Raw genomic sequence first — 16,225 nt, 5'->3', positions numbered from 1 at the left:
ACTGAGGTAAACAATGACTGAAGCCGTAATCGTCTCGACCGCTCGCACCCCGATTGGCAAGGCTTACAAGGGCGCCCTCAATAATACCGAAGGCGCGACGTTGCTGGGTCATGCTATCTCTTCGGCGCTGTCGCGTGCGAGGATCGAGGGTGGCGAGGTCGAGGACGTCGTGATGGGCTGCGCCATGCAGCAGGGCACTACCGGCACGAACATTGCGCGCAAGGCGCTGCTGCGCGCCGGGCTTCCGGTGAGCGTGGCCGGAACGACCATCGACCGCCAGTGCGCGTCCGGCCTTCAAGCCATTGCGCTGGCTGCGCGCTCGGTCATCTTCGATGGCGTGGAGGTTGCCATCGGCGGCGGCGGCGAATCCATCAGCCTGGTCCAGAACAATCAGTTCAACAGCTTTCATGCCATCGATCCCGAACTGCTCGCGATGAAAGGGGACGCCTACATCGCGATGCTGGATACTGCCGAGATCGTTGCGAAGCGCTACGACATCTCGCGCGAACGTCAGGACGAATACAGCCTCGAGAGTCAGCGGCGGACGGCGGCCGCGCGGCAGGGAGGCCGCTTTAACGACGAAATCGCGCCGATCAAAACGACCATGGCGGTCACGGACAAGGCGAGCGGCGCCGTATCCTATCAGCAGGTGACTCTATCAGCGGACGAGGGGCCGCGTCCCGATACCACGGCCGAAGGTCTCGCAGGTGTCAAGCCGGCCAAGGGGCCGGGTTTCACTGTTACCGGCGGCAATGCCAGTCAGCTTTCGGATGGTGCCAGTGCAGCCGTCATCATGAGCGACAAGCTCGCGGCGCAAAAGGGTCTGAAGCCGCTGGGCATCTTCCGTGGCTTTGTCAGCGCAGGTTGTGAACCGGACGAGATGGGTGTCGGCCCGGTCTACGCTGTGCCCCGGCTGCTCAAGCGACACGGACTTAAGGTCGATGATATCGATCTCTGGGAATTGAACGAGGCATTCGCGGTGCAAGTGATCTATTGTCGCGAGAAGCTCGGGATCGACCCCGAAAAGCTCAACGTCAACGGGGGCTCGATTGCGGTTGGCCATCCCTACGGCATGACCGGCGCGCGGCTGACCGGCCACGCCTTGATCGAGGGCCGCCGGCGCAAGGCGAAATACGCCGTTGTTACTATGTGCATCGGCGGCGGCATGGGCGCCGCGGGCCTCCTCGAAATCGTCCACTGACGAGTGACAAACCGGCTAGACTAGAGATCCTGTGAAAACATATCGGAGGCACGCGTGAAGACTGCAATTACCGAGATGTTCGGCATCGAACATCCGATCATCCAAGGCGGAATGCATTATGTCGGGTTTGCCGAGCTGGCGGCCGCGGTGTCGAACGCCGGGGGACTAGGGATCATCACCGGTCTGACGCAAAGGACGCCGGAGCTGTTGGCCAAGGAGATCGCACGTTGCAGCGATATGACCGACAAGCCGTTCGGTGTGAACCTGACCTTTTTGCCGACCTTTACTGCGCCGCCCTATCCGGAATACATCGCCGCCATCAGGGAGGGCGGCGTCAAGATCGTCGAAACCGCCGGGCGCAGCCCCGAACAATATATGCCGGCCCTGAAGGCGGCAGGCATCAAGGTTATTCACAAATGCACGTCCGTCCGGCATTCGCTGAAGGCCGAGCAGATCGGCTGCGATGCCGTCAGCGTCGACGGTTTTGAGTGCGGCGGCCATCCCGGCGAAGACGATATGCCCAACATGATCTTGTTGCCTCGTGCCGCCGAGGAACTGAAGATTCCGTTCGTCGCTTCCGGCGGCATGGCGGATGCGCGCAGCCTGGTGGCGGCGCTGGCGATGGGCGCCGCCGGCATGAACATGGGTACGCGCTTCATCGCCACCAAGGAAGCGCCCGTGCACGAGAATGTCAAGAATGCGCTGGTCAAGGCGTCGGAGCTCGACACGCGCCTGGTCATGCGTGCGTTACGAAACACCGAACGGGTATTGAACAACAAGGGCGTCGAGAACCTGCTCGAGATTGAACGGGTGAAAGGCAAGAGCCTCAAGATCGATGATATCCACGAGCAGGTGGCGGGCGTCTATCCGAAGGTGATGATCGACGGTGATATGGACGCGGGCGCGTGGAGTTGCGGGATGGTCGCTGGACTCATTCGCGACATCCCAACGGTCAAGGAATTGATCGACCGCATCATGGCGGATGCCGAGCGGCTGATCAGGGGTCGGCTTACAGGATTCCTGGACGCCGACAGCAAGGCAGCCCTGAAGGTCGCCTGAAGGCACGACGGAGCAGCGCGAATGACGGAAGATCGGATCGAGGTCGATACCGGCACCGGTGAGTTGCTGTGTGAAATCCGGAACCGGGTCGCGCTGATCACGCTGAACCGGCCTGAGGCGCGCAACGCCTTGTCCGATCAATTGACCCCAGCGCTGCGGTGCATGATCAGGCAGTGCGGCGATGATTCCAGCGTCGGCGCACTGCTCATCACGGGCGCCGGCAACGCCTTTTGCGCCGGCGGCGACGTCAAGGGCATGGGAAGCAATGCCGCCAAGACCGAAATGCCGGTCGAAGAGCGGATTACCGACTTGCGCCTCAAGCAGCGCACCCTCACGGGTGCGTTGGCGGGATTGCGAAAGCCGACGCTCGCAGCGCTTCCCGGGCCTGCGGCGGGCGCAGGGCTTGCGCTCGCGCTCGCCTGCGACATTCGAATCGCCGCCGAATCGGCTGTGATGACCACGGGGTATGCCCGCATCGGGCTGACGGGAGACTACGGTATCGCCTGGCTGCTGACGCGGCTGGTGGGAACATCCCGGGCGCGCGAGTTGATGTTTCTCTCGGAGCGGATCGACGCCCGCCGCTGCGAGACCCTGGGGCTCGTCAATCGGGTGGTACCCGATGCCGAGCTTCGCGTTGTTGCATTTGCGCTTGCAAGGTCCTTGGCCGAGGGCCCCTTGCAAGCTTTCGCCGGCATGAAGGACAACCTTGACCACGCCTTGGCAACGGACCTTCTGGATTCAATGGACCAGGAAGCGGCATACATGGTCCGCTCCGCGCGAACGACGGATCACAAAGAGGCGGTGCGCGCCTTTGTCGACAAGCGAAAGCCCGTATTCGTCGGGCACTAGCGTGCGTTCAATCTGTACTCGCTGACTGGCCTTTCCTGATCGAGGCGCACACCGAGGAGCCCTTCTGCGGAATTCGGTCGTTATATGTGATGATAATCATCTAATATGGCTCTGCTTGTTAGGCTATCCCGGAGCAGGTGATGCGTTACCAAAAGGCCATGGGCAGCAGACCCGCAGGCGGATCGTCGAAAATGCTTCCTATGGCCTGCATCAAAACGATGCCGGCGGCTTGAGTGTGGTCGACCTGATGAAACTCGCTGATCTGGCGCATGGTAGCTTCTACGCCCACTTCAAGTCACGTGACGCTTTGGTCGTTGAAGCACTCGCTTTGGCCATGGATCGAACCGTCGCCCGTTGGCTGGATCTCACGCAGGGGTTGCCTGTCGAGAAAGGATTCAACGCAGTCGTCGAGTCCTATCTGAGCTCCCGCCATCGCAATAATCTGGTGCGCGGTTGTGCGCTTCCGGCTTTAGCCGCGGATATCGCACGTTCAGGCCCGAAGCGCAGCGTACCCTTGCAGGCGGACTCGAGAAAATCATCGATATCATCGCCGGCTTGATCCCGAAGAGATCGCCAACAGATGCGCGGCAGGCCGCTGCCGGGGCAATTGCAACCGTGGTCGGCTCGATCGTGCTTGCGCGTGCGGCCGGCGACAAGCGGTTGTCTGACATCCTCCTGGATGCCGGTCGGCAGGCCTTGCGCAATCAAGCCGCGAGCACCAGCGCGGAGCGTCTCTAGTCGAGAAGAGCGCCTTGAAAAAATCGGGTCCAGCGCCAAGACGATTATAGCTTGCAAAATGCAAGTCATGATGTAGCTTGCGTTTTGCAACTAGAATGATGCGGTCGCGAGAGCCGCCGGGAAACAGGAGGCAGCTTTGTCCGAGGATGCATTGGTGACGCGCGAGGAGCGCGGCAATATCTCTGTTCTTACGATGGTCTACCGGCCGTACAACCTGCTCGGCCCCAAACTCCTCAATGCGATCGTGGAGCAGGTGGAGGCAGCCCAAAAGGCAGGCAGCCGCGCCATCGTCATCCGTAGCGGACTGCGGCATTTCTCCGCCGGCGCAGATCTGGATATCTTCGAAAAACGTGTAGAGGCAGGCAGCGCGGATCAGGGCGGTGAAAATCGACGGCTGAACGGTGTCGAATTCTTGCGCTTCATGGAGCTATTGCCGGTTCCTTTGATCGCGAGCGTTCACGGCGTTTGCCTGGGTGGCGGCCTCGAGCTTGCGCTATCGTGCGATTACATCATCGCGGCTTCTTCGGCGAAGATCGGCTCGGTCGAGGCGACGCTTGGGCTGCATCCGCTGCTGGGCGGAATCCAGCGGCAGGTGCAGCGGATCGGCGCACAGCGCGCCAAGGAAATGTCGATGCTGGCGCGGCGCTACGATGCGCCGACCCTGGAGAAGTGGGGATTGATCAATCTCACAGTTCCGGAAGAATCGCTGGAGACGGCCACGATGGCCATAGCGGAGGAGTTAGCGCAGGGGCCGACGGTGGCGCATGCCGCGACCAAGGAGCTCGTGCATATCGCCGCCAACCAGGGCGTGGCGGCCGCGGACGAGGCGATGGCAAGAGTACAGGCGCCGATTTGGGCGTCGGAGGACCTCAAGACCGGTCTTGCGTCATTCCGCAAGAACGGGCCCGGTCTCGCCAAATTCGCGGGGCGCTGACATGAGTGGCCCCTTGAGTGGAATCCGCGTCGTCGATTTCTCCCGCGTGCTGGCTGGTCCGCTGTGCGCGCGCACCTTGCAGGACCTCGGAGCCGAGGTCATCAAAATCGAACCGCCAAGTCCCGACGTCTCGCGCTTCGCGTTTCCATCGACCGACGGGATGTCAGGCTATTACGCCCAGCAAAATGCCGGCAAGCGCAATGTCAGCGTCAATCTCAACATTCCGGGCGCTTATGAACTGGCACTGAAACTCTGCGATACCGCAGACATCGTGGTCGAAAACTTCCGCGCTGGTACCCTGGGGTTCTTCGGCCTCGATTACGAGACGCTGTCCAAACGCAACCCCCGACTGATCTACGCGTCGATCACGGGCTACGGCCAGGGCGGGCCGTGGCGCAGCCGGATGGCCTATGCACCAACCGTGCAGGCCGAGGCTGGCTTTACTGAAAACAGCGTTCGTCACTATGGCAGCGCGCTGACGGAGCCGCGTACCGACAGTCTGTCGCACGCCGACGTCTACACTGGGTTGCAGGCGGTGATCGCGATCCTCGCGGCTCTCAATAGCCGCCAGAAGACCGGGCAGGGCCAGTATATCGATGTCGCGATGGCGGCGACGCTGCTCGCGGTCAACGAACGCGCGCATGTCGATCTGTCCGACGATGACATTGGGGCGGAGCCTGCGATCCTCGGGGCCACCGATTGCTCGTTCTTTACAGGGCCGCAGGGCGAGCACTTCACCGTCGCGACCAGCATTATCGGCAGCCGGACCTTTCCGTCGTGGCTGCGCGCCATGCGCCGCGTCGATCTGATGGATGATCCACGGTTCTCCACTGCGGCCGCGCGCCGCTTGAATTTCGGCGTGCTGCACCAGATCATCCAGTCCTGGATTCTGACCTTTCCGGACATGGCGACCCTCGACGCCCAGTTCGACGAGGCCAAGATCGCCATGGGCGAGATCCGTTCGATCAAGGAGCTCACAGCCTCTGAATGGAGCGATTACTGGGGCGCCGTTCAGCGCGTCCCTGACCGCAGCGGCGGCGAGTATCGCCTGCCGGGCCGGCCGTGGCGCTTTTCGGCGGAAGAGTTGACGCCAATTGGCACGCCTGCCTTTCAGGGCGAGCATAATTTTGCGGTCTTCGGCGAGCTCGGCGTCAGCGAGGCGGAACTGAAGCGCTTGAGCGAAGCCGGCGTGCTCGTCTCGCATCGCCGCGTGCTGGAGCCCGAGATCGTCGCCAAGACGCAAGCCGAGCCGGGGCAAGCTGCCTGATCAGCCAAACGCCGAAGGGCGCGCTGGACATACGCGAATCCCGCTCAATATGGTATGGGCTGAGTTCGGGGTTGAAAGAACTATGTCCAGTGTCAAGCAAAGCCGTCTTGCCAACAAGGAATGCTCCATGGCGCGAGCCATGGAAATTGTCGGTGATCGCTGGTCCATTCTGATTCTTCGCGAGGCCTATTACGGCGTTAAGCGCTTCGACCAGTTCGAATACTATGTCGGGATCGCTCCCAATATCTTGAGCACCCGGCTGAAGAAGTTCGTGGAGGCCGGTGTCATGACGAGGGTGCCGCTGCCCGAACACAACGGACGATATGAGTACGTTCTGACCGAGAAAGGACGCGATTTCTTTCCGGCCTATCTCGCGCTGAAGAAGTGGGGCGACGACTGGCTGGCGGAGCCGGCCGGGCCGCAAGTCGTGTTCCGCGACCGCACTGCCGGGCGCCCGATCGAATATCCGGAGTTGCGGACGAGCAGCGGCAAGCCGCTGCGGCTCGAGGATGTCGAGATCGTTGCCGGCGCAGGTGCTGTTCCGTTCAATCGCAAGCGATTTGGCGGCGATGCCGCCGATTGTGCGGCGGCCGGTGCGAAGGCTCCTGCCTCACGACGAAAGCGCAAGTAGCGCTCGCCTGATCTCGACCCGGATCAGATTAGCGCGGTATTCCGCCGAAGCGTACCGGTCCGAGAGGCACTCGGTGGTCTCGCCCAGCAATTTTGCCGCTTGGTCGATATTGTCCCGCGAAAGCATCTTGCCGGTTAGGAAATCAGCCGCGTGCTGGTCGGCGAACGCATGGTTCGCTGCACCAGTGACGCCGATGCAAATCTCGGCAACCACGCCGCCGTGCAGCCGCACGCCGACCGCGATTCCAACGACGGCAAAACCGCTCGCGGGATGTCTGATCTTTCGGTAGATGAAGCGCATGCCTGGCTTCGGCCGCGGAATACGGATGCTGGCGAGAATTTCGTCCGGTGCCAGCGCGGTCGAAAAGATATCGACGAAAAAGTCCCGTGCCGCCACCCTGCGGAAGCCATGGGCGCCTGCGATCTCGATCTCTGCCTTCAGCGCCACCACAACCGCCGGCCAGTCAGCCGCGGGATCGGCGTTCGCGAGCGAGCCGCCGATCGTGCCGCGGTTACGCACCTGGGGATCGGCAATGAGGCTGGCCGCCTGACGAAAGACCGGCAACTCCTTGTTCAGCGGCTCGGAAGCAAAGAGTTCGGCATGCGTCGTCAGTGCGCCGATCCTGATGCCGGCCTCGCTGATTTCGATTCCCTTGAGCTCGGCGATGCCTCCGATATCGATCAGGAGTGCGGGCGATGCCAGCCGCAGCTTCAATGCCGGCAGCAGGGTATGGCCGCCGGCCAGGAGCTTTGTTCCGTCGGGATCGTCGCGCAGCAGATCGATCGCCTGGGCGAGCGAAGATGCGCGGACATAATCGAAGGCTGCCGGGATCATTGGGAGGCTCCCGTGCGGGCTTCTTGCACCGCCGCCCAGACGCGCGGCGGCGTCAGCGGCATGTCCAGATGCGCGATACCGAACGGTGACAAGGCATCGAGCACGGCGTGGACCATGCAGGGTGGGGCGGCGATCGAGCCGCTCTCGCCGATACCCTTGACGCCGATCGGGTTGGTCGGCGACGGCGTTTCCTGGAACAGCGATCGGATGTTCGGCACATGCTCGGCGCGCGGAACGGCATAATCGAGCAGCGAGCCGGTCAGGAGCTGTCCATCGTCCGGATCGTAGCTGACCTCCTCATAGAGCGCCTGCGCGATGCCCTGCACGACACCACCATGGATCTGGCCGGCGGCGAGGAGGGGATTGATCAGCGTGCCGACGTCGTCCACGGCGACATAATCGAGAATGTCGACGATCCCGGTCGCCGGATCGACCTCGACATAGGCAAGATGGACGCCTGATGGCGACCCCATGCCGGTCGGGTCGTAAAACACCGTCTCATCAAGCCCCGGCCCGACGCCGTCAGGCAGTTTGTGCCCAACATAGGCCATGCGGGCCACCTTCGAAAATGTTACCGGCGCAATATCCGTCCCAGGCACGCTGAACGCGCCCGCCGAATAGGAAACATCCTTCTCGTCCACTTCGAGCATGCCCGCCGCGATCTTCTTAGCCTTGGCGACGATGCGCTGCGAGGACACGTGCACGCTGGATCCGCCGACCGCCATCGAGCGTGAATTGAAGGTGCCGTGGCCGGCCTGTACTTGGCGGGTATCACCTTGTACGATGTCGATGTTGTCCATTGGAATCTGCAGAACGTCTGCAGCGATCTGCGATAGCGACGTGATGTGGCCCTGACCCTGGCTCATCGAGCCCGAATAAATCGTGGCCCGTCCACTGGAGTCGATGCTGACCCGCGCGCTTTCCCAGCCGCCACGGTCAAATCCGCTCATGGCCAACCGGCGTGATGGGGCCATCCCGCACATATGTGTATAGGCGGCGACGCCAATGCCGCGATAGATGCCATCGCGGCGCAAGGCATCGCATTCCCTGCGACGTCCGTCATAGTCGAAAGCCGCGAGCGCCTTGTCGAGCAGTCCCTGATAGTTGCCGCTGTCGTACATCACGCCCATGCTGCCGTACGGTCGATACGGGAACTCTGTCGGCTGAACAAAATTCTTCCGCCGTACCTCGACCTGGTCGAGCTTGAGGTGGCGCGCAACCGCATCGATCGCGCGCTCGGCGATGTAAGCGCCTTCAGGCCGGCCGTAACCGCGATAGGCATCAACCGGCACAGTATTGGTGACGACGACGCGGGAAATCGCTTCATAGTTGTCGATCTTGTAAGTGCCGGTGCCGAAGTTGACCGTGTTCACGGTCGGACCGCCGCTTGCCATGTTGGAGAGATAGGCGCCCACGTTGCCAAGCGTGTCGACCTTCAGGCCGAGGATCTTGCCGTCGCTGCTGAACGCCACCTCGATGTTTTCGGTATGGGCGCGACCGTGGCTGGTTGATTGATGGCTCTCGGAGCGGCTCTCCCACCACTTGACTGGAGCGCCGAGTTCGCGCGCGAGATAGGGGCAGAGCAGGTCCTCCGGATACAGATGCATCTTGGCGCCAAAGCCGCCCCCGATGTCAGGTGCGATCACCCGCAATTGATGCTCGGGAATGCCGACCGTCTCCGCGATCCAGCGCCGATGCATGTGTGGAACCTGGCTGCCGATATAGACCGTCAGCGTGCCGTCCGGCTCCGGCGAGGCAACGATCGCACGCGTTTCCATGCAGGTCGGGATCAGGCGGTTGTTGATCACGCGCAGTCCGATGACATGGTCGGCCTCGCGGGCCGCTTTCTGGTAATCGCCGCCACGCACCTTGTAGATCGTGGTAATGTTGCCGGGAACGTTGTCATGGAGTTGCGGAGCGCCATCGCGGATCGCGATGTCTTCGTCGGTCATTGCCGGTAGCACCTCGTATTCGACGTCGATCAGGCCGATTGCGTCATAGGCCTGCGCCAGCGTTTCCGCCACCACCAGCGCCACGCACTCGCCGACAAAGCGAACGCGATCGGTTGCGACCACGGGACGGAACGGCACCTTGCTGCCGGGAATGATCCAGTTCGGTACGATCGGTCCCATTTTGCCTTCGAGCGCCTTGCCGGATAGAACGAGGCGAACACCCGGCGCTACCTTGGCGGCGGACAGATCGACGCTTCTGATGTTGGCGTGCGCGTGCGGCGACCGCAGTACCGCCATATGCAGCATGTCCGGCAGCCTGACGTCATCGACGTATCGGCCCTTGCCGGCGAGAAGCTTGAGATCTTCGCGCCGTCGGAGCGGCTGGCCGATATGGCGGATAGCAGTCGTATCGTTCATGGCTGATCGCCTTTCGATGCCAGGCTTTCGACGGCGCGGACGATGTTGTGATAGCCGGTGCAGCGGCAGATGTTGCCGGCGAGTCCGTGGCGGATGTCGTGCTCGCTCGGATGCGGCTGATCCTTCAATAGCTGGCGCACGCTCATCACCATGCCCGGCGTGCAGAAGCCGCATTGCAGCGCGTGATGCTCATGGAATGCCGCCTGAACGGGGCTGAGTTCGGCGCCTGGGTCGGTCAGGCCCTCGATCGTCGTGATCGACGCGCCGTCTGCCATCACGGCCAGCACGGTACAGGACTTGATCGCCTGTCCGTCGATCTCCACGGTGCAGGCGCCGCACTGCGAAGTATCGCAGCCGACATGCGTGCCGGTGAGGCCAAGGTCCTCCCTGATCAGGTGGACCAGCAATTTTCGCGCTTCCACGGCGACGGTCTTGCGCGTGCCGTTGATCTCCAGCGTCACGATGTGACGATTGTCGGGCTCGGGCATGCATCCTCCTGATAGCGGCAGGTTCGGCCGTGCTTTTGCTTTACTTGTAGTAACTCTAATAATAAGAGTGACGAGCGGCAAGCGATTTTTTGGAGCCCCGGGGCAGGTACTTGGATCCCACGGCCGCTCCCATTACTCTGGTAATAAGAGTTGTTCGGAGGTCGATGTGAATGCGCTCGAAGAGCTTTGAGGGAATGGCGTGCTCGATCGCCGGCGTGCTCGACGCCGTCGGCGACCGCTGGGCCATTCTGATCCTGCGCGATTTGTCGCTCGGGTTGAGCAAATACGAGGATCTGAGGAAATCGACTGGCATTACCCACGCCACGCTGTCCGACCGGCTCAAGCATTTGGAGGAAAACGAACTCATCGAGCGGCGGCAGTATCAGACCGGGCCCGATCGTTACGAGTACCTCCTGACCCGCAAGGGCAGGGACGTCATCCTGGTGATTCAGGCGCTTGCCCAGGTAGGGGACAAGTGGGCGATTACAGGTAATGCCGGGCCGCCGCTCAAATTCATCAACAAGAATACTGGCCGTCCGGTGAAGCTCGCGCTCGTCGATGACAAATCGGACGAAGTGGTCCGCTTAAGGGACGTCCAGCCGCAGGCCGGCCCAGGCGCCGACGATCTCGTGCGGTGGCGGCTGACCAAGTTCGACCAACGATGATTTCGGTTTGTTGCTGCATGGGGGAGGCGCGACGGGGTGCGAGCCTGTGCCCATGAAACTGGACGTTATCGACTGCCGTATCCTGCTTGCCCTGCAGCGGGATGGGCGCCTGCAGAACGTGGAGCTCGCCAAGAAAGTCGGGTTGTCACCTCGCCGTGCCTGCGGAGCGTGCGGGCGGCTGGAGGAGGCTGGGGCCAACAAGATGGGATTGGTAAAGAGGATACAGCACGGTACCGCACGAGCTCATCCAGTACTGCAACGCCGTACCGGGCAAGGCTCGAGCGCAATTATCGGTCGGTTACTCGTGCTCTTGGCTTCAGCGCTTCGTTTGCGCAAGCTCCGAAATGACCCAATCGGCGAACGCCCGCACGGCGCGGCGCTGCCGGTTGGCGCGTGGGAACACGAGATGGTGGCCGACATAGCGGACGTCGACGGCGCGCCCGGCGAGCGGTGCGACCAATTTGCCTGTCTCGATCTCGCGTTCGGCAAGGCGTGTTGACTCCAGCGTGACGCCGAGGCCGCTTGAGGCCATGGCAATCGCGAGGAAGCTGCGGTCGAAGCGCATGCCATGAATGGCAGGTGCCTCAAGCCCGTTCGCGGCGAACCATTGATGCCATTGGACCTGCTTGACCTCTGAACGAATGAGCACCTGGTCGAACAAGTCCTTCGGCTTGCGGACTTTCTTTGCAAGCGCTGGCGTGCAAAGCGGCGTAACGGTTTCCTCGCCAAGCGGGATTATTTCCAGAGCCTCGCGCCTGGGCTGCCCATAGACGATATCGAGATCGAAATCGTCATTGCCAAAGCGGGCATATTCGGTGCTGGCGGCGAGCCGCACTTCCAGTCTCGGTTCGGCCGCGATGAATTGGGCGAGACGCGGCGCCAGCCACTGCGCCGCGAAGCTCGGCGCGCAATGCACGCGGAGCAGTTGCGGCCCGCGGCCAGCCACCTCTTCGATTCCGCGCCGCAGATTGTCGAACGCGGCGCCGGCATGACGCATCAAGTTGTGTCCAGCCGGCGTCAGCTGGATCGATCGGGCGCTGCGCTCAAACAGCGTGGTGCTCATCGCGCTTTCCAGCTTGCGGATCGCGTGACTGACGGCGCTCGGCGTCAAATGGAGTTCGCTCGCAGCATCGCGGAAAGAGCCGGTGCGCGCGGCCGCCTCGAAGGCGCGGATCGCCGAAATCGGGATACTGGAAAGCAACATGCCATAAGTGAACCAGATTCATCTATCGGCGACAACTGCGCGTTTGTCGCCATCACGGTCCAGGCGTAGTCGATATCGTCAAGAAAACAGGCGCCGATCGACGGTGCCTTGCGGGGTAGAATATCAGGGAGGAAGGCATGCTACTACGCGGCAAGACAGCGGTCATTTCGGGCGCGGCCTCGCCGCGCGGAATAGGCCTGGCAACTGCCCGGCGGTTTGCGGCGGAAGGTGCCCGGGTCGCGATCCTCGACATCGACGGCGCCGCAGCGGAAGCTGCATCGAAGAGCCTGGATTCCTTTTCCGGCGGACCTCACCTCGGCCTCGCATGCGATGTCGTCGATCGGGAGTCCTGCATGAAGGCCATCGACGCCGTCGTCGTCGCCTTCGGCCAGATCGACATCCTGATCAACAATGCCGGCATCACCCAGCCGGTGAAGCTGCTCGACATCACCCCGGTCGACTGGGACCGCATCCAGGACGTCAATCTCAAGGGCGTTCTGTTTCTCTCCCAGGCGGTGATCCCGCACATGCGTCAGCGCAAGTCCGGCTCGATCGCCTGCATGTCATCGGTCTCGGCGCAGCGTGGTGGCGGCATCTTCGGCGGCCCGCATTATTCCGCGGCCAAGGCCGGCGTGCTGGGCCTCGCCAAGGCGATGGCCCGCGAGTTCGGATCTGATGGCATCCGTGTCAATTGCGTCACGCCCGGCCTGATCGGAACCGACATCACCGCCGGCAAGCTCACCGACGAGATGAGGGTGAAGATACTGGAGGGCATTCCGCTCGGCCGCCTCGGCGAAACCGACGACGTGGCGGGAATCTACACCTTCCTTGCTTCCGACCTGTCCGCCTACGTCACGGGAGCGGTGATCGACGTCAACGGCGGCATGCTCATTCACTGAGCGCGAGAGGAGCGAGATCGCCATGGAAACGGTTGGGACCATTGCCAACGCGCCGACGCTGGCGCAGCGTGCTTACAACATTCGCCGCAATGCGCTGCGGATGGGCGAAGTCCAGGGGCAAGGCTACATCGCGCAGGCGCTTGACATCGCCGACGTGCTTGCCGTCGCCTACTTCCACGCCATGCACTACCGGCCGGAGGACCCGTCCTGGGAAGGAAGGGACCGTTTCCTGCTCTCGAACGGCCACTACGCGATCGCGCTGTATGCGGCCTTGATCGAGGCCGGGATCATTCCCGAAGCGGAGCTTGAGACCTACGGCAGCGACGAAAGCCGCCTGCCGATGTCCGGCATGGCCTCCTACACACCGGGCATGGAGATGTCGGGCGGATCGCTCGGGCTGGGTCTGAGCATCGCCGCCGGAATGGCGCTCGGGCTGAAGCGCAAGAGTTCTAGGGCGCGGGTCTACACGCTGTTCTCCGACGGCGAGCTCGATGAGGGCTCGGTCTGGGAAGCGATCATGTCGGCCGCGCACCACAGGCTCGACAATCTGATCGCCATTGTCGATGTCAATAACCAGCAGGCCGACGGCCCGTCGACCGAAATGATGGCGTTCGAGCCGCTGGTGGACAAGCTCACGGCGTTCGGCTGGTTCGTGCAGCGCGTCGACGGGAATGACCTCAATGCCGTGATAGCGGCATTCGACGCCGCCAAATCCAACGCCGAGCCCCGGCCTCGTATCATCGTCGCCGACACCCTTATGGGCAAAGGCGTTCCATTCCTGGAGCAGCGCGAGAAGAACCACTTCATCCGTGTCGAACCGCACGAATGGCAGCTCGCACTCGGTGCGCTCGAAGCAGGGAAGAAGTCATGAAGCCCACCGTGTCAGCAACGCCGTCGGGCAAGCCGCGCCTGACCACGTCGGCCATGATCGCCTCGATCGCGGCCGACGGGCAAAGGACCAAGCCCGCGCCCTTCGGGCATGCGCTGGTCGAACTTGCCCGCAACCGCGCCGACGTGGTTGGCATGACGGCCGATCTCGGCAAGTACACCGACCTGCATATCTTCGCCAAGGCGTTCCCTGACAGGTACTACCAAATGGGAATGGCCGAGCAGCTTCTGTTCGGCGCCGCCTCGGGACTGGCCGCCGAGGGCTTCACGCCCTTCGCGACCACCTATGCCGTGTTTGCATCCCGCCGCGCATACGATTTCATTCATCAAACGATCGCGGAGGAAGACCGCAATGTGAAGATCGTTTGCGCCTTGCCGGGCCTTACCTCCGGTTACGGCCCGAGCCACCAGGCGGCCGAGGATCTCGCGCTGTTCCGCGCCATGCCGAACATGACGGTGATCGATCCCTGCGATGCCCACGAGATCGAGCAGCTCGTGCCCGCCATCGCTGCCCATCAGGGCCCGATCTATGTCCGGTTGCTGCGCGGCCAGGTGCCGTTGGTGCTCGACGAGTACGGCTACCATTTCGAGCTCGGAAAGGCGGCCCTGATCCGGGAGGGCAGGGATGTCCTTATCATTTCGACCGGCATCATGACCATGCGGGCGCTTGAGGCGGCGAAGGAGCTGGCCGGCGACCGCGTGGATGCAGCGGTGCTGCACGTTCCCACCATCAAGCCGCTCGATGCCGAGACCATCCTCCGCGAAGCCCGCAAGCCGGGCCGCCTGGTCGTCGTTGCCGAAAACCACACCGTGATCGGCGGCCTCGGCGAAGCAGTCGCCGCCTTGCTGATGCGTTCTGGCGTTCATCCGGTCTTTCGCCAGATTGGGCTGCCTGACGAGTTTCTCGCCGCCGGCGCTCTGCCAACCCTGCACGACCGCTACGGAATTTCGACCGCGGAAGTGTCAAGGCAGATGAAGCAGTGGTTAGGGCGTTGAGGCTCTAGCCGCCGCTCCATAACAGGATTTCGGCAGCATCGCCCTTCGCAGCCCCGCTGCGAGGAACGACGGCTGCCGCCCATCGCCGGCCTTCAAGTATCGGCCAAGAAAAAGATCAGCGGGCACAACCGTTGCCGCGAACCGGCCCGCCGGGCCCGAACGTCAAGGAGCAAACCGATGACCACGCGCACGCCGATGACTATAAGCCGCCGGACCCTAATCATGGGCGCGGCCGCTGTTCCGCTCTGCGGCATCCTCACCCGCCGCGCCTCAGCCACGGAGTTCACCTATAAGCTCGCGACCGGGCAGGACCCGACCCATCCCGTCAACATCCGCGCCAAGGAGGCGACGGATCGTATCCGTGAGGCGAGCGGCGGGCGGCTCGCGATCAACCTCTTCCCGGCCAACCAGCTCGGCTCGGACACCGACCTGCTGACGCAGGTGAGAAACGGCGGGGTCGAGTTCTTCAACCTGTCTTCGCTGATCCTCGCAACGCTGGTTCCGGCCGCGGGAATCGTGAACCTGGGTTTCCTGTTCGCCAGCTATGAGGCGGTTTGGAAGGCGATGGATGGCGATCTCGGCGCCTACATCCGGGCGCAAATCGCGAAAACGCCGATCATGGCAGTGTCGAAAGCCTGGGATAACGGCTTCCGTCACGTCACCTCATCGGGCCGCGAGATCAAAGCGCCAGATGACCTGAAGGGCTTCAAGCTTCGGGTGCCGGCAGCGCCGAATCTTACCTCGCTCTTCCAGGCGCTTGGCGCAGGTCCCGCCCCGATCAATTTCAACGAAGTCTATTCCGCACTGCAGACCAAGGTGGTCGATGGGCAGGAGAACCCGCTGCCGATCATTGCAACGGCGCGTCTCTATGAGGTGCAGAAGACGTGCAGTCTTACCGGTCACGTCTGGGACAACTACTGGATCCTCGGCAACAAGCGCGCATTCGAGAAGCTGCCGAAGGATCTACAGGAGATCGTCACGCGGGAATTCGATCGCTCCGCGAATGACGAGCGGGCCGACATTGCCAGACTGAGCGATTCCCTCCGCTCCGACCTGACTGCCAAGGGCATGCAGTTCCTGGAGGTCGACCGCGCCGCGTTCCGACAGGCGCTGGCCAAGACCAGCTTCTATGCCGACTGGAAAGCCAGGTTCGGCAATGAGGCTTGGGCGCAGCTCGAGCAAACCGCAGGAAAGCTGGGGTGA

General features: G+C 62.5%; 16 protein-coding genes and 1 pseudogene. 13 read left to right on the top strand and 4 right to left on the bottom strand.

Going from position 1 to position 16,225, the window contains the following annotated elements:
- The first annotated feature begins 13 nt into the window (after positions 1–13).
- From HCN58_RS06070 to HCN58_RS06040, 7 genes are all read left to right on the top strand, one after another.
- Positions 14–1,201 carry an acetyl-CoA C-acyltransferase gene (locus HCN58_RS06070; protein ID WP_171578427.1) on the top strand — a complete coding sequence of 396 codons (1,188 nt, stop codon included), beginning with the start codon at positions 14–16 and terminating at the stop codon, positions 1,199–1,201.
- Positions 1,202–1,255: 54 nt separating this feature from the next.
- Complete coding sequence (locus HCN58_RS06065) at positions 1,256–2,260, top strand: NAD(P)H-dependent flavin oxidoreductase (RefSeq protein ID WP_171578426.1); 1,005 nt, start codon at positions 1,256–1,258, stop codon at positions 2,258–2,260.
- 21 nt (positions 2,261–2,281) lie between these two features.
- Positions 2,282–3,109, top strand: a complete 828-nt coding sequence (locus HCN58_RS06060) for an enoyl-CoA hydratase-related protein (protein WP_171578425.1) — start codon at positions 2,282–2,284, stop codon at positions 3,107–3,109.
- Positions 3,110–3,224: 115 nt separating this feature from the next.
- Positions 3,225–3,668: a TetR/AcrR family transcriptional regulator gene (locus HCN58_RS06055; RefSeq protein WP_171578424.1), complete on the top strand. Its 444-nt coding sequence runs from the start codon at positions 3,225–3,227 to the stop codon at positions 3,666–3,668.
- A 315-nt stretch (positions 3,669–3,983) separates the two neighbouring features.
- The gene (locus HCN58_RS06050; RefSeq protein ID WP_171578423.1) at positions 3,984–4,781 is read left to right on the top strand and encodes an enoyl-CoA hydratase/isomerase family protein; all 798 of its coding nucleotides are present in this window, start codon (positions 3,984–3,986) and stop codon (positions 4,779–4,781) included.
- A 1-nt stretch (position 4,782) separates the two neighbouring features.
- A complete protein-coding gene (locus tag HCN58_RS06045; protein WP_171578422.1) occupies positions 4,783–6,048 on the top strand; it encodes a CaiB/BaiF CoA transferase family protein in 1,266 nt (421 codons plus the stop codon).
- A 127-nt stretch (positions 6,049–6,175) separates the two neighbouring features.
- Positions 6,176–6,679, top strand: coding sequence for a winged helix-turn-helix transcriptional regulator (locus tag HCN58_RS06040; RefSeq protein ID WP_171578421.1), 504 nt, complete (start codon positions 6,176–6,178; stop codon positions 6,677–6,679).
- Here the strand turns inward: HCN58_RS06040 and HCN58_RS06035 are convergent.
- From HCN58_RS06035 to HCN58_RS06025, 3 genes are read right to left on the bottom strand one after another with little or no spacing between them, the layout of a single operon-like run.
- A complete protein-coding gene (locus tag HCN58_RS06035; RefSeq protein WP_171578420.1) occupies positions 6,659–7,513 on the bottom strand; it encodes an FAD binding domain-containing protein in 855 nt (284 codons plus the stop codon). The two genes, HCN58_RS06040 and HCN58_RS06035, sit on opposite strands and share 21 nt — an antisense overlap.
- On the bottom strand, positions 7,510–9,882 hold the full coding sequence (locus HCN58_RS06030; RefSeq protein ID WP_171578419.1) for a xanthine dehydrogenase family protein molybdopterin-binding subunit: 2,373 nt from the start codon (positions 9,880–9,882) through the stop codon (positions 7,510–7,512). Before HCN58_RS06030 ends, HCN58_RS06035 begins: the two co-directional genes overlap by 4 nt.
- On the bottom strand, positions 9,879–10,370 hold the full coding sequence (locus HCN58_RS06025; RefSeq protein WP_171578418.1) for a (2Fe-2S)-binding protein: 492 nt from the start codon (positions 10,368–10,370) through the stop codon (positions 9,879–9,881). Before HCN58_RS06025 ends, HCN58_RS06030 begins: the two co-directional genes overlap by 4 nt.
- A 170-nt stretch (positions 10,371–10,540) precedes the next feature.
- On the opposite strand from HCN58_RS06025, the gene HCN58_RS06020 reads away from it, so the two are divergent.
- Positions 10,541–11,035 (top strand): winged helix-turn-helix transcriptional regulator, encoded by a 495-nt coding sequence (locus tag HCN58_RS06020; protein ID WP_171578417.1) that lies wholly within the window; start codon positions 10,541–10,543, stop codon positions 11,033–11,035.
- Positions 11,036–11,087: 52 nt separating this feature from the next.
- A pseudogene (locus HCN58_RS37775) lies at positions 11,088–11,168 on the top strand (AsnC family transcriptional regulator); the annotation flags it as partial.
- A gap of 183 nt (positions 11,169–11,351) precedes the next feature.
- Here the strand turns inward: HCN58_RS37775 and HCN58_RS06010 are convergent.
- Complete coding sequence (locus HCN58_RS06010; RefSeq protein WP_171578653.1) at positions 11,352–12,236, bottom strand: LysR substrate-binding domain-containing protein; 885 nt, start codon at positions 12,234–12,236, stop codon at positions 11,352–11,354.
- A 140-nt stretch (positions 12,237–12,376) separates the two neighbouring features.
- On the opposite strand from HCN58_RS06010, the gene HCN58_RS06005 reads away from it, so the two are divergent.
- The 4 genes from HCN58_RS06005 (at position 12,377) to HCN58_RS05990 (ending at position 16,225) form a co-directional block, all read left to right on the top strand.
- Positions 12,377–13,138, top strand: coding sequence for an SDR family NAD(P)-dependent oxidoreductase (locus tag HCN58_RS06005; RefSeq protein WP_171578416.1), 762 nt, complete (start codon positions 12,377–12,379; stop codon positions 13,136–13,138).
- 22 nt (positions 13,139–13,160) lie between these two features.
- Entirely contained in the window at positions 13,161–14,009 is an 849-nt protein-coding gene (locus tag HCN58_RS06000) for a transketolase (protein WP_171578415.1), read from the top strand.
- Positions 14,006–15,022: a transketolase family protein gene (locus HCN58_RS05995; protein WP_171578414.1), complete on the top strand. Its 1,017-nt coding sequence runs from the start codon at positions 14,006–14,008 to the stop codon at positions 15,020–15,022. Before HCN58_RS06000 ends, HCN58_RS05995 begins: the two co-directional genes overlap by 4 nt.
- Before the next feature lie 177 nt (positions 15,023–15,199).
- Positions 15,200–16,225, top strand: a complete 1,026-nt coding sequence (locus HCN58_RS05990) for a TRAP transporter substrate-binding protein (protein ID WP_171578413.1) — start codon at positions 15,200–15,202, stop codon at positions 16,223–16,225.

Origin of the sequence: Bradyrhizobium australiense, assembly GCF_013114825.1 — a bacterium.
In the GTDB taxonomy this organism is placed as follows: Bacteria; Pseudomonadota; Alphaproteobacteria; order Rhizobiales; family Xanthobacteraceae; genus Bradyrhizobium; species Bradyrhizobium australiense.
This window is presented reverse-complemented; position numbering and strand designations above follow the sequence as displayed.

Bases quoted from the DNA above. Each gene is read 5' to 3' on its own strand.
- HCN58_RS06045 (WP_171578422.1), top strand. From the start codon at position 4,783: ATGAGTGGCCCCTTGAGTGGAATCCGCGTCGTCGATTTCTCCCGCGTG.
- HCN58_RS06070 (WP_171578427.1), top strand. From the start codon at position 14: ATGACTGAAGCCGTAATCGTCTCGACCGCTCGCACCCCGATTGGCAAG.
- HCN58_RS06020 (WP_171578417.1), top strand. From the start codon at position 10,541: ATGCGCTCGAAGAGCTTTGAGGGAATGGCGTGCTCGATCGCCGGCGTG.
- HCN58_RS05990 (WP_171578413.1), top strand. From the start codon at position 15,200: ATGACCACGCGCACGCCGATGACTATAAGCCGCCGGACCCTAATCATG.
- HCN58_RS05995 (WP_171578414.1), top strand. From the start codon at position 14,006: ATGAAGCCCACCGTGTCAGCAACGCCGTCGGGCAAGCCGCGCCTGACC.
- HCN58_RS06040 (WP_171578421.1), top strand. From the start codon at position 6,176: ATGGCGCGAGCCATGGAAATTGTCGGTGATCGCTGGTCCATTCTGATT.
- HCN58_RS06005 (WP_171578416.1), top strand. From the start codon at position 12,377: ATGCTACTACGCGGCAAGACAGCGGTCATTTCGGGCGCGGCCTCGCCG.
- HCN58_RS06025 (WP_171578418.1), bottom strand. From the start codon at position 10,370: ATGCCCGAGCCCGACAATCGTCACATCGTGACGCTGGAGATCAACGGC.
- HCN58_RS06000 (WP_171578415.1), top strand. From the start codon at position 13,161: ATGGAAACGGTTGGGACCATTGCCAACGCGCCGACGCTGGCGCAGCGT.
- HCN58_RS06060 (WP_171578425.1), top strand. From the start codon at position 2,282: ATGACGGAAGATCGGATCGAGGTCGATACCGGCACCGGTGAGTTGCTG.
- HCN58_RS06035 (WP_171578420.1), bottom strand. From the start codon at position 7,513: ATGATCCCGGCAGCCTTCGATTATGTCCGCGCATCTTCGCTCGCCCAG.
- HCN58_RS06030 (WP_171578419.1), bottom strand. From the start codon at position 9,882: ATGAACGATACGACTGCTATCCGCCATATCGGCCAGCCGCTCCGACGG.